Annotated in this window: 22 protein-coding genes and 1 pseudogene; 19 read left to right on the top strand and 4 right to left on the bottom strand. The window is 40.1% G+C overall.

The features are described from left to right. The first annotated feature begins 5 nt into the window (after positions 1-5). The 7 genes from ACWODM_RS00960 to ACWODM_RS00930 all read left to right on the top strand — a co-directional run bounded on the left by ACWODM_RS00960 (position 6) and on the right by ACWODM_RS00930 (position 5,544). Positions 6-383 (top strand): GntR family transcriptional regulator, encoded by a 378-nt coding sequence (locus ACWODM_RS00960; RefSeq protein ID WP_455319485.1) that lies wholly within the window; start codon positions 6-8, stop codon positions 381-383. Next, positions 384-1,235, top strand: coding sequence for an ATP-binding cassette domain-containing protein (locus tag ACWODM_RS00955; protein WP_455319484.1), 852 nt, complete (start codon positions 384-386; stop codon positions 1,233-1,235). Then, the gene (locus ACWODM_RS00950) at positions 1,232-1,879 is read left to right on the top strand and encodes an ABC-2 transporter permease (protein ID WP_455319483.1); all 648 of its coding nucleotides are present in this window, start codon (positions 1,232-1,234) and stop codon (positions 1,877-1,879) included. Before ACWODM_RS00955 ends, ACWODM_RS00950 begins: the two co-directional genes overlap by 4 nt. A 79-nt stretch (positions 1,880-1,958) precedes the next feature. Continuing rightward, positions 1,959-2,453, top strand: a complete 495-nt coding sequence (locus ACWODM_RS00945) for a hypothetical protein (protein ID WP_455319482.1) — start codon at positions 1,959-1,961, stop codon at positions 2,451-2,453. After that, positions 2,453-3,664, top strand: coding sequence for an efflux RND transporter periplasmic adaptor subunit (locus ACWODM_RS00940; protein WP_455319481.1), 1,212 nt, complete (start codon positions 2,453-2,455; stop codon positions 3,662-3,664). The genes ACWODM_RS00945 and ACWODM_RS00940 overlap by 1 nt, the downstream gene beginning before the upstream one ends. After that, positions 3,665-4,348: an ABC transporter ATP-binding protein gene (locus ACWODM_RS00935; RefSeq protein ID WP_455319480.1), complete on the top strand. Its 684-nt coding sequence runs from the start codon at positions 3,665-3,667 to the stop codon at positions 4,346-4,348. Further along, positions 4,345-5,544, top strand: coding sequence for an ABC transporter permease (locus ACWODM_RS00930; RefSeq protein WP_455319479.1), 1,200 nt, complete (start codon positions 4,345-4,347; stop codon positions 5,542-5,544). The genes ACWODM_RS00935 and ACWODM_RS00930 overlap by 4 nt, the downstream gene beginning before the upstream one ends. Positions 5,545-5,785: 241 nt before the next feature. Here ACWODM_RS00930 and ACWODM_RS00925 read toward each other — a convergent pair whose 3' ends face one another. Then, positions 5,786-6,523 carry an amino acid ABC transporter ATP-binding protein gene (locus tag ACWODM_RS00925; RefSeq protein WP_455319478.1) on the bottom strand — a complete coding sequence of 246 codons (738 nt, stop codon included), beginning with the start codon at positions 6,521-6,523 and terminating at the stop codon, positions 5,786-5,788. Position 6,524: 1 nt separating this feature from the next. Further along, positions 6,525-8,675 (bottom strand): annotated as a pseudogene (locus tag ACWODM_RS00920) (amino acid ABC transporter substrate-binding protein/permease). Positions 8,676-8,933: 258 nt separating this feature from the next. Here ACWODM_RS00920 and uvrB point away from each other — a divergent pair. The 5 genes from uvrB to whiA all read left to right on the top strand — a co-directional run bounded on the left by uvrB (position 8,934) and on the right by whiA (position 16,829). Continuing rightward, positions 8,934-10,919: an excinuclease ABC subunit UvrB gene (gene uvrB / locus ACWODM_RS00915; RefSeq protein ID WP_455319477.1), complete on the top strand. Its 1,986-nt coding sequence runs from the start codon at positions 8,934-8,936 to the stop codon at positions 10,917-10,919. A 17-nt stretch (positions 10,920-10,936) separates the two neighbouring features. Next, the gene (gene uvrA / locus ACWODM_RS00910; RefSeq protein ID WP_455319476.1) at positions 10,937-13,768 is read left to right on the top strand and encodes an excinuclease ABC subunit UvrA; all 2,832 of its coding nucleotides are present in this window, start codon (positions 10,937-10,939) and stop codon (positions 13,766-13,768) included. A 215-nt stretch (positions 13,769-13,983) separates the two neighbouring features. Continuing rightward, entirely contained in the window at positions 13,984-14,868 is an 885-nt protein-coding gene (rapZ, locus tag ACWODM_RS00905; RefSeq protein WP_455319475.1) for an RNase adapter RapZ, read from the top strand. Then, entirely contained in the window at positions 14,865-15,869 is a 1,005-nt protein-coding gene (locus tag ACWODM_RS00900) for a gluconeogenesis factor YvcK family protein (protein WP_455319474.1), read from the top strand. The genes rapZ and ACWODM_RS00900 overlap by 4 nt, the downstream gene beginning before the upstream one ends. Positions 15,870-15,887: 18 nt before the next feature. Further along, a complete protein-coding gene (gene whiA / locus ACWODM_RS00895; RefSeq protein WP_455319473.1) occupies positions 15,888-16,829 on the top strand; it encodes a DNA-binding protein WhiA in 942 nt (313 codons plus the stop codon). Positions 16,830-16,997: 168 nt separating this feature from the next. On the opposite strand, the gene ACWODM_RS00890 is transcribed toward whiA, so the two are convergent. Beyond that, a complete protein-coding gene (locus ACWODM_RS00890) occupies positions 16,998-17,510 on the bottom strand; it encodes a thioredoxin domain-containing protein (protein WP_455319472.1) in 513 nt (170 codons plus the stop codon). A 198-nt stretch (positions 17,511-17,708) separates the two neighbouring features. On the opposite strand from ACWODM_RS00890, the gene cdaA reads away from it, so the two are divergent. The 7 genes from cdaA to ACWODM_RS00855 all read left to right on the top strand — a co-directional run bounded on the left by cdaA (position 17,709) and on the right by ACWODM_RS00855 (position 26,044). Beyond that, positions 17,709-18,599, top strand: coding sequence for a diadenylate cyclase CdaA (cdaA, locus tag ACWODM_RS00885; protein ID WP_455319705.1), 891 nt, complete (start codon positions 17,709-17,711; stop codon positions 18,597-18,599). Next, positions 18,599-19,705 (top strand): CdaR family protein, encoded by a 1,107-nt coding sequence (locus ACWODM_RS00880; RefSeq protein ID WP_455319471.1) that lies wholly within the window; start codon positions 18,599-18,601, stop codon positions 19,703-19,705. Before cdaA ends, ACWODM_RS00880 begins: the two co-directional genes overlap by 1 nt. A 15-nt stretch (positions 19,706-19,720) precedes the next feature. Further along, positions 19,721-21,073 carry a phosphoglucosamine mutase gene (gene glmM / locus ACWODM_RS00875; protein WP_455319470.1) on the top strand — a complete coding sequence of 451 codons (1,353 nt, stop codon included), beginning with the start codon at positions 19,721-19,723 and terminating at the stop codon, positions 21,071-21,073. A 115-nt stretch (positions 21,074-21,188) separates the two neighbouring features. Next, positions 21,189-22,121: an AAA family ATPase gene (locus tag ACWODM_RS00870; RefSeq protein ID WP_455319469.1), complete on the top strand. Its 933-nt coding sequence runs from the start codon at positions 21,189-21,191 to the stop codon at positions 22,119-22,121. Positions 22,122-22,125: 4 nt separating this feature from the next. Beyond that, a complete protein-coding gene (locus tag ACWODM_RS00865; RefSeq protein ID WP_455319468.1) occupies positions 22,126-23,142 on the top strand; it encodes a DUF58 domain-containing protein in 1,017 nt (338 codons plus the stop codon). Then, positions 23,139-25,277, top strand: a complete 2,139-nt coding sequence (locus ACWODM_RS00860) for a transglutaminase-like domain-containing protein (protein ID WP_455319467.1) — start codon at positions 23,139-23,141, stop codon at positions 25,275-25,277. The genes ACWODM_RS00865 and ACWODM_RS00860 overlap by 4 nt, the downstream gene beginning before the upstream one ends. A gap of 143 nt (positions 25,278-25,420) precedes the next feature. Continuing rightward, on the top strand, positions 25,421-26,044 hold the full coding sequence (locus ACWODM_RS00855; protein ID WP_455319466.1) for a hypothetical protein: 624 nt from the start codon (positions 25,421-25,423) through the stop codon (positions 26,042-26,044). A gap of 56 nt (positions 26,045-26,100) precedes the next feature. Here ACWODM_RS00855 and ACWODM_RS00850 read toward each other — a convergent pair whose 3' ends face one another. Then, positions 26,101-26,673, bottom strand: a complete 573-nt coding sequence (locus tag ACWODM_RS00850) for a hypothetical protein (RefSeq protein ID WP_455319465.1) — start codon at positions 26,671-26,673, stop codon at positions 26,101-26,103. Between the last annotated feature and the right edge of the window lie 3 nt (positions 26,674-26,676).

Raw genomic sequence — 26,676 nt, 5'->3', positions numbered from 1 at the left:
CGACCTTGAAAATTATTATTCAAAACCATTCGATGGTGCCAATCTATGAGCAAATTGTTGATCAGATCAAATCACTGATCTTAAATGAAAAAATAAAAGAAAATGATCCGCTGCCTTCTGTACGTTCACTTGCAAAAGAGTTGAAAATAAGCGCATTGACCGTAAAAAAATCCTATGATTTCCTGGAGCAGGAGGGATTCATTGCTACAATTCATGGAAAAGGTAGTTATGTACTGCCAGTCAATTCAAGCATAGTAAAAGAAGAATTGTTGTATCAAATACAGCTTGAGTTAGAATCTCTCCTACAAAGAGCACAAAATTCAGGTATTTCAAAGGAAGAATTACTGGAGTTGATGCAAATGTTGATGAAGGAGGAAGAGTAAATGATTTCATTTCAAGATGTTCGAGTCGTGTATTCAATGTTTGAATTGAATTGTACAATGGAAATCAAAGAAGGAATGATCACAGGAATAATTGGTGAAAATGGAGCCGGGAAAACAACGATCTTTAAGATGTTACTTGGAATTATTCCGGTGCAGTCGGGAAGGATTTTGATTGATGGAGTGGCAGTAGAACAATTGTCTGTTGAGAAAAAAGAGAAAATCGGCACTGTTTTGTCAGATGCTTTTTTCAATGGTCTATATACGGTTAGAAATATTGATCAGCTTCTTAAAACATTTTATCCAGAACATGATTCTAATTATTTTTTATCAAAATGTCGTCAGTTGCAGCTTCCTGAAAAACAGATGATCAAAGAGTTTTCGACCGGTATGTTGGCCAAGTTGAAAGTATTGTCTGCCTTGTCACATCAAGCTGACATTTTGATCTTGGATGAACCAACGAGTGGCTTGGATGTCAGCGCACGTTATCAGATCATGGGAATGTTGCAGGACTATCTAGAAGAAAATCCAAAATGTTCTATTTTGATTAGTTCTCATATTTCCAGCGATCTAGAAAAGCTTTGCGATGAAGTTTATTATTTAAAGCAAGGGAAAATTCTTTTGCATGAAGAGACGGATGTCTTGCTGGATACTTATGGTGTATTAAAAGTTGAAAAAGAGACGATCGGTTCATTGCCCGAAGATTTTATTCTTTATCGAAAGCCGACATTTTATGGCTATGAGTTGTTGACCAATCAACGAATTTTTTATCAGGAAAACTATCCACAGCTGGTGGTCGAAAAACCGGAGTTGGATCAAATTTTATTGATGGTCATGGAAGGAGAAAAGGTATGAAGGGACTATGGACAAAGGATTTATTAATTTTAATGAAACAGTATAAGACATATTTGCTTTTTATGGGTATTGTTCTTTTTAATAGTTATGCCAATCGCTCAGTTGAATTTATGTTTTTGATGCTTGGCTTTTGCTTAGTTTCTTTAGCAACTGCAACAATTTTCTACGATCAGGAAAATCGCGGATTCACGTATATTTTTTCCTTGCCAATCAAAAAAGGACACTATGTTTTACAAAAGGAATTGCTTATTTTAGCTGCAGCTGTAGTGGCTAGCCTGTTGTCAGTCATCTTGTCTTTGATTATGTTTCAGATCGATCAAGGTTTTGTCATATCAGCAGAGCGAATGCTCTTTTTTATGGCAGTTTCTTTTCTCTTGGCATGTTTATATGGTGCTATCGTGATTCCTTTATATCTAAAATTTAATACTGAACAGGCGAAAATAGTTATGATGAGTATGATTGGTGGTTTCTTAGCTGCTGGTTTTCTGATTGAAAAAACGAAGGTGTTTCATCAATTGACACAGTGGCAGGGCTCCCAGTTTATCGCAACATTGACAGCTACCCAGCTATCAGCTGTTTTGATGGTCTTCGCATTGATCCTATTGTGGATCTCTGGAATGATTAGTCAAAAGATAATAGATTAAGACAAGAAAATCATCAGATTTGAAGAGGTTCTTGTGATTTTATGAACTTGTTGAAATTAAATGAAATGGAGTGCGGAATATGCAGAAACAAATGAGACATTTAAAAAAAGCTAAAACTTGGAATACAGTTCTGCTGGTGTTATGTACGATTGGATTAATCTTTTCATTGATCAGTTTGCCAGCAAATCTGAACCCTGATCCAAGTATTTATACAGAAGAATTGATGGGTTCACAAGCACAGCAGCTTTTGGATCAAGCCAACAGTTTACAGACGAAAGTTTATACTTTGATTGATCTAGTGATTTCACTGGTGGTTGTAGTGTTGTTGGTTTTTGCAAGTAAAAAATTGAAGCAGGGCAAAGCAGCATCAAAAATAGTTTATTACGTTTATCTAGGATGGGGAGTTATCGGAATTTTATATTCTTTACTGTTTACTCCCAATATTGATATGTCTGGATTTGAAAATGTTACGATTCTTCTAAGAACGTTTACGATTGGTTTTCAGTTACTGTTGTTCCTACCAGCAATTTTAGCACTGATTCATTTGTTTAAAGCGGATGTTGAGGAACACTAATGGCTAAAGAAAAGACAAGAAAAAAGCGACTCACAAAAAAACAGCAGATCCGTCTAAGTATTGTTGCCGGTGTTATCGGATTGCTGGCAATCGTCTTGGCTTTGATTTATAGTCAGACACAAAAAAATGCTGACGAGAATCAGCGCTACCAAGTTCTAACCATACAAAAAGCGAGTCCCTTGATTTTCAAAGGCACGGTAGCTGCGGAACGAACCGAGGAATTTTATTATGATCAGTCAAAGGGAGAAATTTCTAAAATTTTGGTGGAGAATGGTCAGGAAATAGAGCAGGAAACCAAACTATTATCCTATGACAATCAAACGGTTCAAGAACAAGTAACTGAACAGCAACAAACAAGAGAAAAGTTAAGTTTGGAAGTCAATAGTGCGCAGCAAAATCTTGACAATGCTTACGTGAAAAAACAAGAATTCCAAGACAAACTGGATACTGCTAACAGTAACTATAAAAATGCGGATGAAGCGACACCTGAGGGACAAGTGATCCAGCAAGAGGAGCAAGCAAAGATCGAGCAGTACAAAGAGGCTCTTTCTAATCAAGAAACCCAGATTTTACAGGCTCAACAAACACTTGATGCGGCATATCTTGATTTAAATAACGCGGACACTTCCATCGAAAATACTGAAAATAAGGTGACTACAAATATTTTGAGTCAAACAGGAGGCGTTGCCATCGTCAATCAACAGGGGAAAACCAATCCTGCTGTACCAGTAGTCAGTATCATCAGTAAAGAAACGATTATTGAAGCTAAGGCAACAGAATACGATTATAGTCGGTTAAAAGAATCTAGCTCTGTAACGATTCGATTGTTGCATAATGACTCGGAAATGAAAGGAAGCATTACTGAAATCAATCCCTTGCCAGATAATTCTGAAGCGATGGGAAATGCGACGCAGTCAACCATTGCAACCTATACATTTAAAGTGAAGCCTGCCGAGAACTTGCAATATGGCTATAATTGTCAAATTGTTTTGCCAATAGATGAATTTCGAATTCCTGAACAATCTTTTATATCAACGGAGGACGAGCACTATGTTTTTGTTGTTGAAGGAGGGAAGGTCCGAAAAACCTTGGTAGAGCTTGAAGAAAAGGATGGTCTTTTCATCCTAAAAGAGGGCTTAGAAGAAGGGCAGAAAATAATCGAAAATCCAGATGATCAGCTTTCAGATGGGCAGGAAGTGACGGTGGAGTAGATGATCGATTTAAAAAAAATCAATAAATACTACCAAAATGAAGAAGAAACATTACACGTCCTGCAAGATGTAGATTTGCATATTGATGAAGGAGAAATGGTTGCCATCATGGGGCCCTCTGGTTCCGGGAAGTCCACTTTGATCAACCTACTTGGATTTATCGACAAGTCTTTTGAAGGGGAGTATTTATTTGAAGGGCATGCTTTTACTGACTGGTCGGACGACGCTCTATCAAAAGTGAGAAATCAAACAGTGGGCTTTGTTTTTCAAAATTTCAGCCTGATTGAAAATAATACAGTATTTGAAAATGTGGAGTTGCCTTTGTTATACAGTGGCTATGGTTTTCATCAAACGAAAAAGAAAGTGATGGATATGTTGGAGCTGGTTGGTTTGATAGGTAAATCAGACAAATACCCTAAACAACTTTCTGGTGGGCAGCAGCAACGAGTCGCGATCGCTCGAGCGATTATCAATAATCCTAAATTTATTATTGCAGATGAACCTACAGGGGCGCTCGATACTCAAACCTCGGAAGAAATCATGAAATTGTTTGTTGAGCTGAATCGGAAAAGTCAGGCAACGATCATTTTGGTGACTCATGATCCTGAAAATATTCCCTATTGTTCAAGGTTGATTCAAATTCGGGATGGTAAAATCATTGAGGACAGGGAGTTGAGTCAATGAAAATTTATGTTAATTGGCGTACCTCTATTCGATCGGTATTCAAAAATCGTAAACGAAGCCTGTTGACAATGTTTGGGATCATTATTGGGATTGCGGCAGTGATTACGATTCTTGCGATTGGTCGTGGATTTGAAAAAGATACGATCCAAAATTTAAACAGCAGTGACGGTGAGCAAGTGGAGATTCAAGTGAGCTTCACACCAAATAATGAGACACTGTACAACAATAATATTGCTTTTTTTTCTGAGATAGATCGCTCAATCATTCAGCCTTTGGAAGGTGTAGAGTCTGTTGATTTCCCGCAGCAGAATACGGATTATATCTATAAAGAAATTTATATTGATGATAAGAAAGAAAACAAACAACTCTCTTTAGTCAAGGAAACTTCCAAAGAATTATTACTTGGTCGGGGACTGACGACCTTTGACAATGAAACGGGCAACAATGTGGCAGTCATAGACTCAATCACTGCTGAGCAGTTATACGGAACAATTGAAAAAGCTTTGGATCGAGGAATTGAAGTTGAAGGCCATCTCTTTCAAATTGTTGGTATTTATCAAGGTCGTGAGATCGAAAGTATGTTTTCGATGCCTAAAACCAACATCGAACTTCCTGAAAAAATATTTATGCGCTATTTTACCTCAGAAGAAACTAGTTCAATGCTAGTTGTTACATTAGAAGAAGGGACAACACCTGCAACGGTGATTACTGATGTCATCGATGTTCTGAGAGAAAAAGGAAGCATGAAGGATTTTGGTGATTATGTAGTATTCGATACAGCACTGCTGACTGATGGCATTAGCCAGATTTTAGGAACGATCACGGTCTTCATTTCTTGTGTGGCAGGTATTTCTTTGGTCATTGCAGGGGTAGGCGTGATGAATATGATGTATATCTCTGTCTCTGAGCGAACGAAAGAAATTGGAATTCGTCGAACCTTGGGGGCAACTCAGCGTTCTATTCGTCTTCAGTTTTTGCTGGAAGGAGTAACGCTGACTCTAGTAGGAGGGCTGATTGGCTATGTGATCGGCATTGGTTTCGCCTATTTTATTGGTTCCTTGATCGATGTTTCTGTCTCAGTCGACTGGTTCACAATTATCTTGGCAGTAGGCGTTTCTAGTGGGATTGGAATAATATTTTCTGTGATGCCTGCGTCAGAAGCGGCCAAAAAAGATTTGATTGAGATACTTAGATAGTTCTTCTAGTTTGTCTATTGGGCGATGAAGACAGGAGTCTCTTGAAGTAGCTATAGAAGAGCTAAGAGAGGAGTCTCTAATAGTTGGTGTTGTTACTAAGAAATTAATTAGTAGGAACACCTTTTTTTGCGTACAACATTAGGGAGGCTTTTTATGCTGAAGGTGATTGGTAGAAGAGGAAAGAGATAAGAACTAAAAAAGGTTCCATTCAGATTTGTTTCTGAATGGAACCTTTTAAAATTTAGATATTCAATACTTTGTCTAGGAAGTCTTTTGTACGCTCGTGTTGAGGGTTTCCAAAGACCTCATCGGGTGTGCCATCTTCTAGGAAATTTCCGTCATCAATGAACATTACACGGTTGGCTACTTCTTTTGCGAAGCCCATTTCGTGGGTAACGATCACCATCGTCATTCCTTCTTTGGCTAATTTTTTCATAACATTCAGTACGTCTCCAACCATTTCTGGATCGAGAGCTGAAGTAGGTTCATCAAACAACATGATATCTGGATTCATCGCCAATGCTCTAGCAATCGCGACACGCTGTTTTTGACCACCTGACAAACTTTCTGGATAAACATCTTTTTTGTCTGCCAAACCAACTGTCTCTAAAAGACCCACTGCTTTTTCTTCAGCTTCTTTTTTGCTTAAGTTCTTTAAATCTGTCGGTGCCAGTGTGATGTTTTCCAAAACCGAAAGATGAGGGAACAAATTGAAGTGTTGGAAAACCATACCGATATGTTGACGGATTTGATTGATATTTGTATTTTTGTCTGTTAAATGTGCACCATCGATGATGATATCACCGCTGGTTGGTTCTTCTAAACGGTTCAGACAACGTAGAAATGTCGATTTCCCAGAACCTGAAGGGCCGATGATACAAACAACATCGCCATCTTTGACAGAAGTATTGATGTCATTCAAAACGGTGTGTTCACCGAATTTTTTTACAAGTTTTTCGACAAGAATTTTTTCTTTCATCTTATTTCACCCTCTTTTCTAAAACTTTTGCCAGCTTAGTCAAAGCTGTGATAACGATCAAGTACATGATAGCGATAATCAAATAAACGTTCGTTGTTTGTAGCGTTCTTGCAACGATGATTCGTCCAGTTTGCAATAGCTCTACGACCCCGATAACCGAGATGATGGTTGTATCCTTCAATGAAATGACAAACTGATTGACGAATGATGGGATCATGATCTTGATAGCTTGTGGCAAAATAATTTTTTGCATCGTACGTCCATAAGTCATCCCCAAACTTCGGGCGGCTTCCATCTGTCCGGTCGGCACAGCGTTGATCCCGCCACGAACGATCTCGGCAATATAGGCACTCGCGTTGAGCGTCAAGGTAATCACGCCGGCTGTGAAATCAGGAATTGTAAAGCCGATGGCATCTGACAAGCCGAAGAAGATGAAGAATGCCAGAACCATCATTGGAATCCCACGAATAACATCAACATATATTGAAGCGAATACTCGTAATGCTTTGAAAGGTGAAACGCTGAATAATCCAACGATCACCCCAACGATCAATGCTAGACCGAAGGAAACAAGTGCTAAAATGATCGTTCTTTGCAGTCCTGATAATAGAATCTTATAGTTGTTACCAATCAAGCCTGAAAGAGTTGATTCATCGACACTTCTTGTTGGTGCTTGTCCATCTTGGATATAACGATCAAGGATTTCATCGTATTCTCCTGTACGTTGCATTTCAGCTAAAGCTTCATTAAACATTTCAACTAATTCTGGGTTTTGGCCTTTTTTAACGGCGAATCCATATTCTCCACCAGATTCACGTTCGATTGGTGTTTCTAGCTCTTGCCCTTGAGCAATCGCATAACCAATGACAGGGTAATCATCCATCATTGCATCGATGGCACCAACGCGGACGGCATCGTAAAGTTGATCTGCTGCATCGTAGTATCTAACATCGTAGTTGTATTCTTCTTTGTGATCTTCCAGGAAATCAGCACTTTCGGTACCCACTTTGGCACCAACTGTTTTACCGTCTAAGTCTTCATAAGCCGTAATATCAGTATTGCCAGCTTGTACTGCCAACTGAATCCCACTTTGGAAGTAAGGGGTGGAGAAATCAAAACTTTCTCTTCGTTGATCGGTGATCGTCATACCGGCGATCATGCCGTCAGCCTGATTTCCTTCAACGGCTTGAACAGCACCAGAAAAACCAATGTGGTTCATTTGGATATTGAAACCTTGCATTTCCGCTGCACGGTTGATCAAGTCGACATCGATTCCTACATAAGTGTTGGTTTCATCTTGGAATTCAAAAGGAGCAAAAGCAGAGTCACTTGCAATAATGTAAAGATCTTTCACAGGTTCAACCTGTTTCATTTCTTCTGCTTCCTGTTCGTCACCAGAAGAGACATAGCGAGCAACGATCTCTTCGTATTCGCCAGAATCTTTTAATTTTTGTAAACCTGTATTGAACATTTCCAATAGTTCTGGATTTTGATCTTTTTTGACAGCAAACCCGTAAGAATTTCCTTGTTGAGGTTCACCGATCAATTTTAATTCTTCCCCTTGGTTAATGGCATAGCCTAAAACAGGGAAATCATCGAAGATCGCATCAAGTGTTCCATTTTTAGTTGCTCCGTATAAACCTGTTGCATCATCATAATTACGGATATCAAAACCGTATTGGTCTTTGTTGTTTTCTAAGAAGGTGGCACTCTCGGTAGAGATTTTGGCACCAACTGTTTTTCCTTCTAAATCTTCTAGAGAAGTAATCTCGTCGTTGTCCGCTTTAACGGCCATTTGGATTCCGCTGTCAAAGTAAGGTTCTGAGAAATCAAAACTTTGTTGGCGTTCCTCTGTAATACTCATCCCGGCAATCATGCCGTCCAACTGATTTGACTACACTCCTTGGATCGAAGAGTCAAATCCTAATGGACGTAACTCAAATTCAAAGCCTTGATCTTCTGCGATCGCTTTGAGTAAATCAATATCAATACCAACATACTCATTATTTTCATCACGAAATTCAAATGGAGCAAAGGTAGTATCCGTTCCGATTTGATATGTTTTTTCTACGGCAAAGGCTGGCTTGCCAGAGAAAAGAAATAATAACATCAATAATGATAAAAAAGAAACAATAACAGTTTTTCTTTTCATTTCTAATTCCTCCTAATTTTTCAAATATTATTAAATTATATATCATAGTTTTTAGTCTAAGCAAGAAAATAGTCACAATTTGTTCAAAAAAACTTAAAAAATTTTCAAAATGTGTTAGGAAACATGACATAGGTGTTTTGAAAGCTAAAAATAAAAGCGAAGTTAAAAAATAGCGAAAGTATGTTCGCTGTGATAAAATAGAAGAGCAGTATCAAATGAGATGACTTAACAAAGTAATAAAGAAAGAAGGGACCCTCTATGATAGAACGAGATACTTCTCATCGATTTGAATTGGTATCAAAATATCAGCCTGCTGGTGATCAACCAGAAGCTATCCAAAAGCTGACAGAAGGCGTGCTGGATCAAAAAAAAGCTCAAATTTTACTAGGAGCAACAGGAACTGGTAAAACCTATACAATTTCAAATGTGATTCAAAACGTCAATAAAGCGACACTGATCATTGCCCACAATAAGACATTGGCTGGTCAGCTGTATGGAGAGTTCAAAGAGTTTTTCCCGAATAATGCGGTAGAATATTTCGTTAGTTATTATGATTATTACCAACCTGAGGCATACGTTCCTTCCAGTGATACTTATATCGAAAAGGATTCAAGTATCAATGATGAGATCGACAAACTGCGACATTCTGCGACGAGTGCGTTGCTTGAACGTAATGATGTGATTGTTGTAGCATCCGTTTCTTGTATCTTTGGTTTAGGTTCGCCGATGGAATATCAAAAGAGCATGGTTTCTTTACGACCGGAAATGGAAATCAGTCGCGATGAATTGCTGCGCAGACTGGTGGACATTCAATTTGAACGCAATGATATTGATTTTCAACGAGGACGTTTTCGTGTTAGAGGAGATGTCGTAGAGATTTTTCCGGCTTCTCGAGATGAGCGAGCTTTACGGATCGAATTTTTTGGTGATGAGATCGAACGAATTCGTGAAGTCGATGCCTTGACCGGCGAGATTTTAATGGAAACAGAATATGTTTCGATCTTTCCAGCAACTCACTTTATGACGGATGGTGATCATTTAGAATATGCGATCCAATCGATCCAACAGGAATTAGACCAGCGTTTGTCAGTTTTGCGTGAGAACAACCAACTGTTGGAAGCTCAACGTCTGGAGCAGCGTACGAATTATGATATCGAGATGCTTAGAGAGATGGGTTACACTTCCGGGATCGAAAACTATTCAAGACACATGGACGGTCGGAAAGAGGGAGAGCCCCCTTATACACTTCTTGATTTCTTTCCAGAAGACTACTTGATCGTGATTGATGAATCGCATGTGACGATGCCGCAGATCCGTGGGATGTATAATGGTGACCGTGCGCGTAAGCAAATGTTAGTGGACTATGGTTTCCGTTTGCCATCTGCCTTGGACAACCGCCCCTTGCGTCTGGAAGAATTTGAAGGCAAAGTCAATCAGATCATTTATGTTTCTGCAACACCAGGTCCTTATGAGCATGAACAGACAGAAACCGTCATTCAGCAGATCATTCGACCAACCGGTTTATTGGATCCAGTGATCAATGTTCGTCCGATCATGGGGCAAATCGATGATCTGGTCGGTGAAATCAATGACCGAGTGGATAAAAATGAGCGGGTCTTCGTTACAACACTCACGAAAAAAATGTCGGAAGATTTGACAGATTATTTCAAAGAACTGGGGATCAAAGTCAAATATCTTCATAGTGATATCAAAACCTTGGAACGGACAGAGATCATTCGAGATCTTCGTTTGGGAGAATTCGACGTGTTGGTAGGGATCAACCTGCTTCGTGAAGGTTTGGACGTTCCGGAAGTGTCGCTAGTTGCAATTTTAGATGCCGACAAGGAAGGCTTCCTGAGAAGCGAACGTTCATTGGTACAAACGATCGGTCGTGCTGCACGTAATTCGGAAGGTCAAGTCATCATGTATGCAGATAAAATGACTGATTCAATGCAACGGGCGATCGATGAAACTGCTCGTCGTAGAAGCATCCAAGAGCAATATAATCTGGAACATGGGATCGTACCAAAAACAATCATTAAAGAGATTCGTGATCTGATCTCCATTTCGAAGGTAGCGGAAGAAGTCGCAGACTACGAAACAACTTCTTATGAGGAGCTGTCAAAAGAAGAGAAAGAGATCCTGTTGCTCAAGCTTGAAAATGAAATGAGAGAAGCTGCAAAAGCACTTGATTTTGAGAAAGCTGCAACATTGCGTGATACAATATTAGAGTTGAAAGCATAGGAAACAGGAGGAGAAACATGGCAAATGATAAAATCGTGATCCGTGGTGCACGTGCTCATAATTTAAAAAATATAGATGTGACGATCCCTCGTGATCAGCTAGTGGTCGTCACGGGGTTATCGGGTTCAGGAAAAAGCTCTTTGGCGTTTGATACGCTATACGCTGAAGGACAAAGACGGTATGTAGAAAGCTTATCGGCTTATGCTCGTCAGTTTTTAGGACAAATGGACAAACCAGATGTCGATAGTATCGATGGACTAAGTCCGGCGATCTCGATCGACCAAAAGACAACAAGTAAAAATCCACGATCCACCGTCGGAACGGTAACCGAAATCAACGATTATTTACGTTTGCTTTATGCGAGAATCGGTCATCCAATCTGTCCTAACGACAATATCGAAATCACTAGTCAGTCCGTTGAACAAATGGTTGATCAAGTTTTGGAACTGCCTGAACGCAGTCGTATCCAAATTCTGGCACCTGTGGTCACCCAAAAAAAAGGGCAGCATAAACGTGTCTTTGAAATGATTCAGCGAGAAGGTTATGTCAGAGTTCGTGTGGATGGGGAAGTCTATGATATCTCCGATGCACCAGAGCTGGAAAAAAATAAGAAGCATGAGATTGCGATCATCGTTGACCGAATCGTAGTCAAAGAGGGGATTCGCTCTCGTTTGTTTGATTCCTTTGAAGCGGCACTACGTCTGGCAGAGGGCTATGCAATCGTTGATGTGATTGGTCAAGAGGAACTGCTATTTAGCGAACACTATTCTTGCCCTTATTGCGGATTCACTGTAGGTGAGTTGGAACCCCGGCTCTTTTCTTTTAATGCCCCGTTTGGAGCTTGTGCAGAGTGTGATGGTTTAGGGATCAAATTGGAGGTCGATATTGATCTAGTTGTTCCTGATACCACCAAAACACTGCGGGAGGGTGCATTGATCCCATGGAATCCAATCAGTTCTCAGTATTACCCACAAATGTTAGAACAAGCCTGTCAGGAATTCAATATTGACATGGATATCCCTTTTGAGGAGTTGTCAGAAGAAGACAAGGATCTTGTCTTGAATGGTTCGAAGGGAGAATTGTTCCATTTTCACTATGAAAATGATTTTGGCGGTATTCGTGATGTAGAAGTTCCTTTTGAAGGGATTCTTACCAATATCAAACGGCGTTATCACGAGACGAACAGTGATTTTACCAGAGAGCAAATGCGTTTGTACATGACGGAGCTGACGTGTCGAGCTTGTAAAGGCTATCGTTTGAATCCTCAGGCACTCTCTGTCAAAGTCAATCACAAACACATTGGTGAAATTAGTGAACTAGCGATCAACAAGGCGATTCCTTTCGTTGAGGGCTTGGAGTTATCAGAACAAGAATCGATGATTGCTCGTCCGATTGTCAAAGAAATCGACGATCGCTTGAGCTTTTTACAAAATGTAGGGCTGGACTATCTGACTCTCAGTCGTTCAGCAGGGACCTTGTCTGGTGGAGAAGCACAGCGTATCCGTTTAGCGACACAAATAGGCTCCAATTTATCTGGTGTCTTGTATATTCTGGATGAACCATCGATCGGTTTGCACCAGCGAGACAATGATCGTTTGCTACAGTCATTAAGAAAAATGCGGGATCTTGGCAACACGCTGATCGTCGTCGAACATGATGAAGATACGATGCGTGCGGCAGACTACTTGATCGATGTCGGACCAGGAGCAGGACATGCTGGCGGAGAAATCGTGGCTGCTGGGACACCCGAGGAAGTCGCGAAGAATCCAGCTTCATTGACTGGACAGTACTTATCAGGCGAGCGAGTGATACCCGTACCAAAAGAACGCCGTAAGGGCAACGGTCAAGCAATTACGATCACTGGTGCTACAGAAAACAATTTAAAAAATGTTACAGCGAAGTTTCCTTTAGGTCAATTCATAGCAGTGACAGGCGTGTCGGGTTCTGGGAAATCAACACTAGTCAATGAGATTCTGAAAAAATCTCTGGCACAAAAAATCAATCGCAATTCCAATAAGCCAGGAAAATTCAAAAAAATCACGGGTTATGAATCGATTGAAAAAATTATCGATATTGATCAAAGTCCGATCGGTCGTACACCAAGAAGTAACCCAGCGACGTACACCAGTGTTTTTGATGATATTCGCGATTTATTTGCTCAAACCAATGAAGCAAAAATTCGCGGCTATAAAAAAGGACGTTTTAGTTTTAATGTCAAAGGCGGACGCTGCGAGGCTTGTAAAGGTGACGGAATCATCAAGATTGAAATGCACTTTTTACCAGATGTTTATGTTCCTTGTGAAGTTTGTCATGGTAAAAGGTATAATTCAGAAACATTGGAAGTTCATTACAAAGGGAAAAATATTTCTGAGATCCTGGATATGACTGTCGAAGACGCGGTTGAGTTTTTCAAACATATCCCGAAAATCAACCGGAAGCTACAGACGATCGTCGATGTTGGCTTGGGTTATGTCACATTAGGGCAACCAGCTACAACACTTTCAGGAGGAGAAGCGCAGCGAATGAAGTTAGCCAGCGAACTCCATAAAAAATCCAATGGTAAGAGCTTTTATGTATTGGATGAGCCAACAACAGGTTTACATTCTGACGATATCGCTCGTTTGCTGAAGGTACTAGATCGGTTAGCGGATGCTGGCAATACGGTTTTAGTGATTGAGCACAATCTGGATGTGATCAAATCAGCTGATCATGTGATTGATCTAGGACCAGAAGGTGGCGATGGCGGTGGAACGATTCTGGCAACTGGGACACCGGAAGAAATCGCAGCAGTCAATGAAAGTTATACAGGCAAGTATTTAAAAAAGGTTCTTGAAGTGACTAAAAAATAAAAGGCTTGTAAGAAGGACTGGAGTCAGATAGAATCAAATTAGGCAAAAAGTTTGTAAATTTGACCATTTGCCTATAAGTTCTATCCGTTCAAAGAAAGAAGCGGTCGGGAGAAAAATCTTGATTGCTTTTTTCTTATGTTTTGATAAAAGATTCGCAATGATACGCCCGGAATGATATAATTGACTGAATAGAAGTAATGAGAGGAGCGCAAGATATGAGTGAGAATTTAGAATTAGTTGTGATTACAGGAATGAGTGGCGCAGGAAAAACTGTGGCTATCCAAAGTTTTGAAGATATGGGGTATTTCTGTATCGATAATATGCCACCAAGTTTAGTTCCTAAATTTTGGGAACTAATCAAGGAATCTGGCAAAGTAACAAAAATCGCTTTAGTTGTTGACTTACGTTCTCGATCATTTTTTGAAGAAATTCAAAGTATGCTGAGTAATATTGAAAACACCTCATTTATCAATACCCGAGTGTTGTTTCTTGATGCATCCGATAGTGAGCTCGTGTCACGTTACAAAGAAACGAGACGTGCCCACCCACTGGCAATGGATGGTTTGGTCACAGAAGGAATTCGAAAAGAACGTGCGATTTTGGAAGACCTGAAAACAAAGGCCTCGATTGTGATCAATACAACGAATTTGACTCCCCGACAATTGAGAGAGCGAATCAATGAAGAGTTTCGCAGCTCCTACGAGACGGGTTTTAGAATCCAAATATTGTCCTTTGGATTCAAATATGGGTTACCGATTGATGCTGACATTGTTATGGATGTGCGTTTTTTACCGAACCCACATTATGTCAGTGAGCTGCGTCCACAGACTGGAATGGATCAGCCTGTGTATGAATATGTCATGTCTTTTAAAGAGACGGAAGCTTTTTATCAGCAATTCCTAGGCTTATTGCAAACCATTATGCCCGGTTATGTAAATGAAGGGAAAAGTAGCTTGACGATTGCTATCGGCTGTACTGGCGGACAGCATCGCTCGGTCGCTTTATCTGAACGTATCGGTAAAGCGTTAAAAGAAGAGTATAAGGTGAATATCACCCACCGTGATAAAGACAAGCGCAAAGAAACGGTAAATCGCTCATGAAGATGAAAACGTATCGAATCAGAAAACCTAAAGTCGTGGTTTTAGGCGGCGGGACCGGGTTGCCCGTTATTTTAAAAAGTTTACGAAATCAGGGGGTAGATATTACTGCAGTGGTGACTGTTGCCGATGATGGTGGCAGCAGTGGTCAATTGCGAGATTCTGTCACTTCAATGGCTCCTCCTGGCGATTTGCGCAACGTCCTTGTAGCATTATCGGATATGCCGAAGTTGTATTCAGATATTTTCCAGTATCGTTTTAAAAAGGAAGACAAATTTTTAGCGAATCACGCATTGGGAAACCTGATCATTGCCGGTATGTCGGAAATGCACGGTAGTACCTATGAAGCAGTTCAATTATTGTCTAAAATGATGCATGTAGATGGTAAGGTCTATCCATCTTCGGATGAGCCACTGGTTTTACATGCTGTATTCAAGGACGGGACAACAGCGGTGGGAGAATCCAAAATAGCTTTGGATCGGAAAACGATCGACCATGTGTATGTTCGCAACTTGGCTAACGATGATGAACCAAAAGCTGCTCGTAAAGTGGTTTCCTCCATTTTAGAAGCCGATATGATCGTTTTAGGTCCAGGTAGCTTGTTCACTAGTATTTTACCAAATTTGATGATCAGTGAGATTGGCCAAGCTTTACTCGAAACAGATGCAGAGACCGTATATATTTGTAACATCATGACTCAAAAGGGAGAGACCGAACATTTTTCTGATGCTGAGCATGTTCGAGTACTGCATGAACATCTAAAACAAAAATTTATTGATACAGTATTAGTCAATACGGAGACCGTTCCAGATGGTTACATGGATTTTGAAACCTACGATGAATATCTGGTACAAGTCAAGTACGATTTTGCCGGCTTGAGAGAAGAAGGCTGTCGGGTCGTTTCGGCAGACTTTTTGGAGTTGCGGGACAAAGGTGTTTTCCATGATGGAGAAAAAGTAGTGGACGAGCTGTTACGAATTGTTTATGGAGCAAAAATAAAATAAGTAGGAGGAGGAGAGGAGATGTCTTTTGCAGCAGAAGTAAAAAAAGAGCTGACTGGTTTGGAAGTACATCGGGAACATGCCAAAGCAGAATTGGCGGCACTCATTCGTATGAATGGATCGATCAGCCTTTCAAATCAGCAAATCGTTTTAAATATACAGACAGAAAATGCTGCGATCGCGCGTCGGATCTATTCTTTACTCAAAGATCACTATGATGTTAGAAGTGAGCTATTAGTTCGTCGGAAAATGAAATTGAAGAAAAATAATGTCTATATTGTTCGTTTAAAACAAGAAACAAGGACTGTGTTAGATGATCTGGGAATTATGGACGGCTTGATGTTCCATAGTCAAGTTTCTGATGAAATCATTGGAAATGCTCAAAAAATGCGTTCCTATTTAAGAGGGGCTTTTATGGCGTCAGGTTCGATCAATAATCCTGAAACCAGTCGCTACCATTTGGAGATTTATTCAGTCTATGAGGAGCACAATCAAAATATTTGTGACATGCTCAATTATTATGACCTGAATGCTCGGACACTAGCGAGACGCAATGGTTATATCTCTTATTTAAAAGGTGCTGAACATATCGCTGACTTTTTGACACTGATCGGAGCGACGAATTCTATGCTGAAATTTGAAGACGTTCGAATCGTTCGAGATATGCGAAATTCAGTGAATCGTTTAGTCAATTGTGAGACGGCCAATATGAATAAAACAATTGACGCAGCATCTAAACAAATAGAGAATATTCAGTTTATTGAAGATCGAGTAGGACTGCAATCCTTGCCAGAAAAACTGCAAGAAATCGCAGAACTTCGTTTGGAGCATCCTGAGGTAAGCTTGAAGGAGCTTGGAGAAATGATTCCGTCTGGCATGATTTCCAAGTCAGGCATTAATCATCGTATTCGAAAAATCAACGAATTCGCAGATCGCTTGCGAGAGAATTTGAAAGAGGCGTAAAAAGGGCCTGTGACATAAGTCGTTTAACAGTAAAATATCCGAACAATAGAAGATTGCTCCTACGGTCCAGTTGGGCCTCGTCGCAAATTCACCTAAGTTTGGCGAAATTTATTCTATTTTGTTCGGATATTTTTGTTTTGCTTTTACTTATGTCACAACCCCTTTTTTCTATGCCAGATAATTTTTCAGAAGGTCTTCGTCGATGCTTTCATCAAAAATATGATTGTCAATGATCACTGTTGGGACAAAGCGGATATTGGCTTGCTCTGCTTCTTCGACTAATTTGCTGGCATAGTCTAAATGATCATGCTCAGACAAGTGTAGCTTCTCTTTTGCAAAAGTAGCGACTTCTTCTAATGAAAGATTTCCCCATTGATCTTGTGTTTCAAAGATTTTAGTCATCTCCGTCAACGCCTGTTCGGGATCATCGGTTACAACGAAACGGTGCATGACATTGCCTCGCTGTAAAGATTCTTTATCCTTGTCTACCAGTTTAATGAGCCGCTGTACTTTGTTTTCTGCTACAGCCTGAAGTAAAATATCCTTCGACTCTTCAAACCATTTTTTACAGTAAGGACAGCGAAGGTTCATGAATTCTAAAATTTCTTTGGGTGCCTTCTCACCAATTGGAATACCAACTTTTTTGTTTGTATTTTCTGCTTTGATAACTGAAATATCCATTCTGTTTCCCTCCTCATTTAGTTATAGTGTAACGGAATTGGGTAGGAAAGCCAACCGTTAGCTTTGTTTGCTCAGAGCAGAAAAATGTATAGTTTCTTGAAAAATTTCAAAGACAGTTCTTTTTTTGTGAAAATCATAAAAGAGCTATGATATACTAATAAGGAGAGAAAGTCTTAAAATACAGAGAGGCTGTTAATGATGAATATTAACGTAGGTGAATTATTTAATTTAGATTATTGGGGACAACTATTATCCGTGGATATTTTTTCCCTTCCTTTTTTAATAAATGTTTTAGATATTATTGTTGTCTGGTATTTAGTTTATAAATTGATCCAGTTGGTAAGGGGTACGAAAGCCATTCAACTCTTTAAGGGGGTTGCGGTATTTATCGGAATTCGCTTTGTCGCAGAGTTGATTGGCTTACATACCCTTTCCTGGCTGATGGATCAGGTGATTACTTATGGGGTGATCGCTGCGATCGTGATTTTCCAGCCGGAGATTCGACGAGGACTGGAACATTTGGGAAGAACGACCTTTTTTACTCCAACAAAGAATGAGAAGAACCAAGATGAAGAGATGGTCAAAGCCTTTGACAAAGCCATTCAATACATGTCCAAACGAAAAATCGGTGCCTTGATCACCATTCAAAGAAATACAGGACTAGATGAATATATTGAGACAGGGATTCCTTTAGATGCAGACATCACTGGAGAACTTCTGATCAATATTTTCATTCCCAACACACCTTTGCATGATGGGGCAGTAATTATACGTGATGGCAAAGTCGCTGTTTCCTGTGCTTATTTGCCACTTTCAGACAGTTTGCTGATCCCAAAAGAATATGGGACTCGGCATCGTGCGGCTGTGGGAATATCTGAAGTCAGCGATGCGTTGACGATTATTGTTTCTGAAGAAACTGGAGATGTCAGTCTAACCATCAATAACCATCTATATCCAGACCTCAATCAGGAGGAGTATTTGACGATGCTTCGTGACGCATTTGTTCCAGAAGAAAAAGTCAAAGAGAAAAAGAATTTTCTTCAGACGTTTATAGATGAAATGAATAAGCTGACTAAAGGAGGCAAATAATGTTTAACAAGCAAAGAAGAAGTAATATTCTGTATGCTTTGTTGGCCTTATTGTTCAGTTTTGTCTTGTTTTTCAATGCCAACAATTCTACTTTACAAGGTAGTTTGCTTACAGCGAATGAATTTGAAGAAACTTTGGCTGAAGTGCCTGTTCAACCCATCTATGATACGGATGAATTTTTTATTCAGGGCTATCAACCGACAGTTACTGTGACACTAAAAAGTGTCAATCGGGTACAATTGAGTGCTGAAACCAGCGAAGAGACCCGCAATTTTCGTGTCGTAGCAGACTTAAGTAATCTGGGTGAGGGAACACACGATGTTCCTTTACAGATCGAAGACATCAGTAACAGTGTTTCTGCAACAGTCGAGCCAACGATTTTTACAGTAACGATAGAAAAGAAAGTGACCCAAACATTTCAGGTAGAAACAGAATTTTCTGAAGAAAATTTGCAAGATGGTTTTCGTTTAGATAGAATAGTGGCGAACCCTGAAAGGGTCTCAGTGACAACGGGTGATCAAACGGTAAAGGAAATCACCAAAGTTGTTGCTGATCTTAGTTCCTTACAGGAAGTCGACGGCGATCGAGAAGAAGAAGTTCCGGTCTATGCAGTGAATGAGTCAGGGGAGATTCTTCGGGCTGTGATCGAACCAGAAACGATTCAGGTACAAATGGATGTTTCTGCTCCGGAGAAGGACATCGGTCTTTATGTCAGTCAAACGGGTATCGTACCAAACAATGTCTCCTACTTTGAGATTCAACTCAGTCAGACCTATGCGACGATCTCTGGATCACAGCATCTATTGAATGTACTGGACAGTATTGGTATCAATGTAGACGTGACCAACGTTACGGAACCTACAACAAGAGAAATCGACATTCCTGTGGCGGATGGGATCGCGATTGATCCAAAACAAGTCACAGTGACTATCAATCCGGTGCTGATTGAAACAACAGAGGAACAAAGTGAAGATGATGAGTCGACAACTCCTTCAACTTCGGAACAAACGGTAGGAGAAGAGACACCGGAATCCAGTGAAGAAACCGAAGAAACAACCGAAGAGACCATAGAATCTTCTGTAAATGAAGAAAATGATGCGGAATAAGAGAGGAAAGTAATCATGGGAAAATATTTTGGAACAGATGGTGTTAGAGGGGAAGCAAACAAAGAACTGACACCAGAATTAGCTTTTAAATTAGGTCGTTGTGGCGGATATGTATTGAGTCAGCATGAGACTGAGGGAAGAAGACCTCGTGTCCTTGTAGGAAGAGATACACGAATTTCCGGACAATTATTGGAGAGTGCCCTGATTTCAGGTTTACTGTCAGTTGGAATAGAAGTTTTTCAATTGGGTGTAATTTCGACGCCGGGTGTTGCTTATCTGACACGTATTCAAAAAGCAAGTGCTGGTGTAATGATCTCTGCATCGCATAATCCAGCGCAAGACAATGGGATTAAATTTTTTGGTAATGATGGTTTTAAGTTGGTTGATGAGCAAGAAGCTGAGATTGAAGCTTTATTGGATGCTAAAGAGGATACTTTACCTCGTCCTTCCGCAGAAGGCTTGGGAAGTGTTGAAGAGTTTCCAGAAGGTCTGCTGAAATATTCAGAATTTCTACAGCAAACAATCTCTGGGGATCTTTCTGGTTTAACTGTCTGCATCGATGCAGCAAACGGGGCTACTGTCCCATCTGTAAATCGTTTGTTTGCCGATCTAGAAACAGATTTTTATACAATGGGCACTTCACCAGATGGACTCAACATCAATGATGGTGTGGGTTCTACTCATCCGGAGAAGCTGGCAGAATTAGTTGTTGAAAAAGGAGCGGATGCTGGTCTGGCCTTTGATGGTGATGGCGATCGAATCATTGCAGTCGATGAGCTTGGTCAAATTGTAGATGGTGATAAGATCATGTATATTTGTGCAAAGCATTTGGCTAAAAATAAACGATTGAAAAAAGAAACGATTGTAACGACGGTCATGAGTAATTTAGGCTTCCATAAAGCAGTGGAAGAGATCGGCTTGCAAGATGTGATTACTCAAGTTGGGGATCGTTATGTTGTGGAGGAAATGCGCAAGAACGATTACAATTTTGGTGGTGAACAATCGGGGCATATGGTCTTTCTTGATTTCAATACGACCGGGGATGGCATGTTGTCAGGAATCCAACTACTAAATATTATGAAGCAAACAGGTAAAAAACTTTCAGAGTTAGCAGCGGAAGTGAAAATCTATCCTCAAAAGCTAGTTAATATCCGTGTTTCTAATAAATATGGCGCAATGGAAGTACCCGCAATCAAAAAAGTGATCGAAGAAGCTGAAGCGGAAATGAATGGTCAAGGGCGTATTTTAGTTCGTCCTTCAGGTACAGAACCGTTGCTACGAGTGATGGCTGAAGCACCAACCGATGAGAAGGTCAATTATTATGTCGACAAGATCTCAGAGGTCGTGCGCGAGGAGATCGGTCTTTAAGAAAGAGTAAAAAGAGAGAATTTAGTTCTAGATTCTCTCTTTTTTTATTAGAAAAATAAGAGTAGTTATCGTATGATGATAAGAATAATTGGATTGTATAGTTAGGAGCGTTGAAATGAAGGAAGCCTATTTAGATCGAATCCCTAAATTGATAGATGAAGTGCAAAAAGTAATTCTTGGAAAACGAGAGGTTATCCAAATGACGGTTGCTGCTCTTTTGGCAGGTGGACATGTCTTATTCGAGGATATTCCAGGCGTGGGGAAAACACTGATGATCAAAACACTATCCCAAACAATTCAAAGCAGTTTTTCAAGAGTCCAGTTTACCCCGGATCTGCTACCTAGTGATATTTTAGGGGTTTCTATTTTTGACAAGCAAACAAATCAATTTGAATTTCGTAAAGGACCGATTTTTACAACGGTTTTATTGGCAGATGAGATCAACCGTACGACACCACGAACGCAAGCGGCACTTTTGGAAGCAATGTCGGAAGGAAGAGTGACGATCGACAATACGACCTATCAGTTGTCACCACATTTTTTCGTATTAGCCACTCAAAATCCAGTCGAATATGAAGGAACCTATCCATTACCAGAAGCTCAACTGGATCGATTTTTATTTCGTTTGAAAATTGGCTATCCAGCATTTGAAGATGAATTGTCTTTAATGATGGGAAGGAAAGGTACTGAGGAACAAGTACAAAAAATCATCTCAGAAAAGGAAGTCGATGAACTAAAAGAAATGGTAAACGATGTCTTTGTCCATGAGCACGTAGCAAAATATGCCTTACAGCTGGTTCAAGCCAGTCGGAATCATAATGGTGTGGCATTGGGTGTCAGTCCTCGTGGTGGTGTCGCCTTTATTCAGGGGGCCAAAGCCTATGCGTTGACAGAAGGCAGACAGTACATCACGCCAGAGGATCTTCAAAAGATTTTACCGCCTGTTTTTGGTCATCGAATGCAATTGAAAAATAGAGGCGATGAAGAAGAGCTGTCTTCAATTTTGCAACAGATTGTCGAACGTGTACCAGTGCCCGTTAGGAGGTAATTCAATGAGAAGGCTCAAACAGTGGTTGCAAGGGTTGTTGATACTCTGTTTGTATCTGTTGATTTCAGCCTATGCGATTATTTTTACGAACAATACTGGCTGCACCTTGTGGATGTTGGCGACTTTATTTTTATTGAGTGAAATCATTAGTCTGACGGGTTCCTTAAAGAGAGTTGTTTTGGCAAGTGAGCAAACAGTTTTGACTTCGGTTGGTCAGCCAAAATTGGTTGAATTTTCTTTGAAAAAGAAAAAACGCTACCTCCTAGGTTTTAGCAAACTAAAATTGAATAGTCAGATACCTGACCTTTCAGTGGAGTTGCTTTTTTATGATGGAAGAAAAAAGCGAGTGTCAGGTGAATGGCTACCCAGCCAAAGAGGGCACGTTAAAGAAAGCCAAGTAACAGCTATATCAGGAGATTTATTTGATTGGTTACAAAAAAGTCGAAAAATGAAGATCGTGACCGACTATTTTGCCTTGCCTGAAAAACACAAACAGTCTTCGCAACTTGCTAGGTTACTGGAAAGAGCGATGCGGCAAACGACTTTTGGGGAACATAGTTTTTCTATTAGTAATTATCGACCGTATCGACCTGGAGATGCAATCAAGCAAATCGATTGGAAGTTGTCCAGTAGGCAACAGGAAACGATTCTTCGAGAATATCAACTGTATCAGGACGCCGAGATCGCCTTGCTTTTTTATGGAAAGAAAAGCAATTATTTTGAAGAGATGTTGAGTCTGTTTTATGGCATGCAGGAATATTTGCATAGAAAAAAGATTCCTGTGATTCTTTTAGGTGAGCAAGTGTCAGCCACGGCGCCTTCGTACAAGGACTATGCTAAAATTCAGCCATTGGAAGCGGACGTTCAATTGCCAGAGGTGTCTGGCAAAACATTGTTTGTATTTACGCCAGAGTCATGTGACTCTTTAAATCTTGAAATCCAGCGACTGCAGCGCAGGCAGCAAGTCAAAGTATACACTTACGAGAATCTTATGACGAAGCTAGAAGAGGTGAGAAAATGATTCAGCGAATCCAACAGAAATCCTTGCCGATGCTTTTTTCTCTGCTGACGTTCTTACTCGTATTCTCTCAATTTTTAGAGATTTATCAAATCACTCATCCAGTAAAAAATTTGGCAAGTATTGCTGCTTTGTGTCTGATTGCTGGATTGATTCCATACCGATTGCTTAAGCTCCCTGTATTTGTACTCACGGCAGCAAGAATCATTTATGCTTTTGTACCTTTGAATCAGGATTTTTCGTTGGGCTGGTTTAGTTTGTTTACAGCGACAGTTCAAGACCGAATAGCGATGTTTTTGAATGGAGAAGTTGCCTTCATCCCTATTGAACTTGCATTGGTCGTCGTCATCTCTCTGATTACATTGCTGATTGAACTTCAGATTGAATATAGTCGTTTTTTGTTGAGTACAGTGATCAATGTCGGCTATCTACTATTGATGGCAACCTACAATGATCTCGATTTGAGTTGGACAATTGTCTTTGTTATTTGTAACGCCCTGTTCCTGCGATTGTTGTCACGGAAAAAAAAGGGAGATCGTTTGATGCTTTACGGAGGGGTACTGTTGCTGCTTTTATTCAGCGGTGCTTTGTATTTACCAAGACAATACGCGGAAGATAAATTGCTAGAAGTAAGTGCAGATGTCCGAACCAAGTTGAATCAAGCTGGTTTTTATCATTATTTCGAGCGTCAAAAATCTGGAATTCAACCTTTTTCGAGGACTGGATTTAGTGAAAATGATGACTCGTTAGGCGGTCCTTTATTGGACGATCATCAGATTTTGTTCGAGGCTCAGCAAAGGACCGGTCACTATTGGCGTGTGGAAAGCAAGGGTCACTATACAGGAAAAGGCTGGATCAATTCTTCTAGTTATACCGCGTCGGTAGAGTTACAGGAAAATCGAACCTTGTATTTGTCAGAAAATAACTATCAAGGAGACTTTGGTGAGCAGGAGCTGATCACACTTGATTTTCAATATCCAGGAGAATATTTGCCTGTTCCGTATGGAAACTTAGCAATCCAAAATGTATCAGGAGCTTCAGACTTTCATGTATCTAGTGAGAATGGCCGGATCGATTATGCAGATCGGCAAAGTCGTTCTCAGACGGAAATTCAATGGCTTCCATGGGATTATGAGCTATCAGATTTGGCAGAGCTAACAGTTTCACAGCCAAATGAAGAGGTTGATTACTTGCAGCTGCCAGGTACTTTGTCGGAGGCGGTCAAAGAGCTTGCATTAGAGATAACAGACGATGAGGAGACGCTTTTAGAGCAGGTCACTGCGGTTGAAAGCTATTTGAAACTTTCCGGGACATTTCGTTATTCCAAGATGGATGCCCATTTGACCCCTGACGATCAAGACTATGTGGAACATTTTTTATTCGATTCTCAAGTAGGATATTGTGATAACTTTTCCTCATCAATGGTGGTTTTATTGCGAACGCTCGGAATCCCTGCACGTTGGGTCAAAGGATTTACTCCTGGCTCTGTAGCGAACGAAGGGGAGAATCAGATATATACTGTCCGCAATTCTGACGCACACTCATGGGTGGAAGTGTTTTTTGAAGGCTTTGGCTGGTTGCCTTTCGAACCAACACCGACCTTTTCGCAACCATTGAATCAAGAAGTGGAGGATATTCCCGAAGAAACAGAAGCTTCATTAGAATCTGAAGAGGAGACTCAGACAACCAGTAATTCGGAAGCTACTGAAGAAGTAACCACAACTGAAGAAAACTCGACCGACAGTTTTTTCCGCGATCTATGGAACAGTATGCAAGGTTTCATGAGGAATCATGGTTCAAAAATAGGATTTTTGATGCTTTTGGTAACAGGAATCTTGTTTTGGCGATGGTCTTTCTATCTAGCTATTCTTTTTCTTTTGAAAACTAGCAAGCAGCCCATTGTGACCATATATCCATTGCTACTGAAAAAAATCGAAAAGCAAGTACCACGTCCTGAAAATCAGCCGTTGAGCCAGTATGCTGAAGAGGCCGAACGAGCATTGCCTTTTTTGTCCAATGAGTTTATAGTAGTGACCAAAGTCTATGAAAAGGGACTCTATAGTCAGTCAAGGATTAAAAAAAACAGAGAAGACCTTATGAAATCTCTGGCACTCAAATTGAGTAAATGGAAGCCATAAATAAGAACAGCGAGTAAATTTTTAGAATTTATTCGCTGTATTTGTATAAAAATCAGTCTCAAGTCCTATGATAAAAAGCGTAAGACGAGCCTTTTATGTGCTATAATACTGATACTGGATGGTGCAAGAAGGAGAAAAGTAAAATGAAAAGTACATATATTCTATTAACAGACACGGGGACTGTTTTAACTAAATGTATCAAATTATTTACAAGAAAAAATTATAATCACTCATCGATTGCCTTGGATCAGCAATTAGATAACGTCTACAGCTTTGGTAGAAAAAAAGTAACCAATCCTTTTGATGGTGGCTTCGTCAAAGAAAATTTATATCAAGATTTCTTTTTACGTGCTAAATGTCAGGTCTTTCGCTTTGATGTGACCGATGAACAGTACGAATTACTGCAGACCAAGCTGAGCGAATTTGAGCTGGAAAAATCGAAGTACCGTTACAATCTTATTGGATTGATTGGTATTGCTTTGCATCAAAATTGGGAACGAGAGAATGCCTTTTTTTGTTCTCAGTTTCTAGCATATATTTTAGAGGAATGTGAGATGGGGACCTTTGATAAGCCCTGTTACTTGGTAACACCTGCGGATCTGATCCAGACCCTGGATCCACAAATCGTTTATCAGGGAACGATCATGGAATATTTGATGAATCATGAATCGTACGCCAATAATCAGGGGACCGTTTATCAGGTTACTCCACAAACATCGATTGTGAAAAGGCTAGGACTCCCAATAATCGGGCGTTTCTTAGGTTAAAACAAACATAAAAAAGCAGACAAAGTTCTTTAAATTAAGAATTTTGTCTGCTTTTTTTAGAATAATTGATCGAAAAAAACACCATCAAGAAAGGAAAAGCTGAGTAAAAATAAGAAAAGAGTCAATAAATCTAGCGGCAATCCCTTGATAAAAGTCGGAATTGGAGCAATACTAATTCGATCCTTTGTTCCTGCAAAGGCGACTGTGAAAAAGAAATACATTCCAGCATAGACGAGCAATTCCTTGATCAATGAGTCGGATTCAATAAAAGTGAACGTCGAGAGACTTAGCAGTAGTTGAACAGACAGCATCATTTTTCTTAGATCAGCTGTAATAAAGGTTGCCGATTGAGGAGCCAAGAAGCTTAGCGGCGTAACGATCAATAAGCTACAAATACCCGCAGTCAAAAGATTGGTCACCATTTGATTGCCGTATTGAATACCTGAAAGCATTAAAAATTCAAAAAGAAGTCCGCTGATAACGTAACTGAGACCAATCAGCAGGCTGATATAGCCCACTCTTTTGATGATCAAAGGACCTTTGTTTTGAATGGTTGACGGATATTTTTCACAACTGTAGTAGGTCAACAGCACAGCTATGAAAAAAATCAGACGATGAGCGATTATCATACA

This window comes from Enterococcus olivae (genome assembly GCF_053760925.1).
This window is presented reverse-complemented; position numbering and strand designations above follow the sequence as displayed.

Bases quoted from the DNA above. Each gene is read 5' to 3' on its own strand.
- ACWODM_RS00860 (WP_455319467.1), top strand. From the start codon at position 23,139: ATGATTCAGCGAATCCAACAGAAATCCTTGCCGATGCTTTTTTCTCTG.
- ACWODM_RS00925 (WP_455319478.1), bottom strand. From the start codon at position 6,523: ATGAAAGAAAAAATTCTTGTCGAAAAACTTGTAAAAAAATTCGGTGAA.
- ACWODM_RS00880 (WP_455319471.1), top strand. From the start codon at position 18,599: ATGTTTAACAAGCAAAGAAGAAGTAATATTCTGTATGCTTTGTTGGCC.
- ACWODM_RS00890 (WP_455319472.1), bottom strand. From the start codon at position 17,510: ATGGATATTTCAGTTATCAAAGCAGAAAATACAAACAAAAAAGTTGGT.
- ACWODM_RS00930 (WP_455319479.1), top strand. From the start codon at position 4,345: ATGAAAATTTATGTTAATTGGCGTACCTCTATTCGATCGGTATTCAAA.
- rapZ (WP_455319475.1), top strand. From the start codon at position 13,984: ATGAGTGAGAATTTAGAATTAGTTGTGATTACAGGAATGAGTGGCGCA.
- cdaA (WP_455319705.1), top strand. From the start codon at position 17,709: ATGAATATTAACGTAGGTGAATTATTTAATTTAGATTATTGGGGACAA.
- ACWODM_RS00870 (WP_455319469.1), top strand. From the start codon at position 21,189: ATGAAGGAAGCCTATTTAGATCGAATCCCTAAATTGATAGATGAAGTG.
- ACWODM_RS00955 (WP_455319484.1), top strand. From the start codon at position 384: ATGATTTCATTTCAAGATGTTCGAGTCGTGTATTCAATGTTTGAATTG.
- ACWODM_RS00950 (WP_455319483.1), top strand. From the start codon at position 1,232: ATGAAGGGACTATGGACAAAGGATTTATTAATTTTAATGAAACAGTAT.
- uvrB (WP_455319477.1), top strand. From the start codon at position 8,934: ATGATAGAACGAGATACTTCTCATCGATTTGAATTGGTATCAAAATAT.
- ACWODM_RS00865 (WP_455319468.1), top strand. From the start codon at position 22,126: ATGAGAAGGCTCAAACAGTGGTTGCAAGGGTTGTTGATACTCTGTTTG.
- uvrA (WP_455319476.1), top strand. From the start codon at position 10,937: ATGGCAAATGATAAAATCGTGATCCGTGGTGCACGTGCTCATAATTTA.
- ACWODM_RS00900 (WP_455319474.1), top strand. From the start codon at position 14,865: ATGAAGATGAAAACGTATCGAATCAGAAAACCTAAAGTCGTGGTTTTA.
- ACWODM_RS00935 (WP_455319480.1), top strand. From the start codon at position 3,665: ATGATCGATTTAAAAAAAATCAATAAATACTACCAAAATGAAGAAGAA.
- ACWODM_RS00855 (WP_455319466.1), top strand. From the start codon at position 25,421: ATGAAAAGTACATATATTCTATTAACAGACACGGGGACTGTTTTAACT.
- ACWODM_RS00945 (WP_455319482.1), top strand. From the start codon at position 1,959: ATGCAGAAACAAATGAGACATTTAAAAAAAGCTAAAACTTGGAATACA.
- ACWODM_RS00940 (WP_455319481.1), top strand. From the start codon at position 2,453: ATGGCTAAAGAAAAGACAAGAAAAAAGCGACTCACAAAAAAACAGCAG.
- glmM (WP_455319470.1), top strand. From the start codon at position 19,721: ATGGGAAAATATTTTGGAACAGATGGTGTTAGAGGGGAAGCAAACAAA.
- ACWODM_RS00850 (WP_455319465.1), bottom strand. From the start codon at position 26,673: ATGATAATCGCTCATCGTCTGATTTTTTTCATAGCTGTGCTGTTGACC.
- whiA (WP_455319473.1), top strand. From the start codon at position 15,888: ATGTCTTTTGCAGCAGAAGTAAAAAAAGAGCTGACTGGTTTGGAAGTA.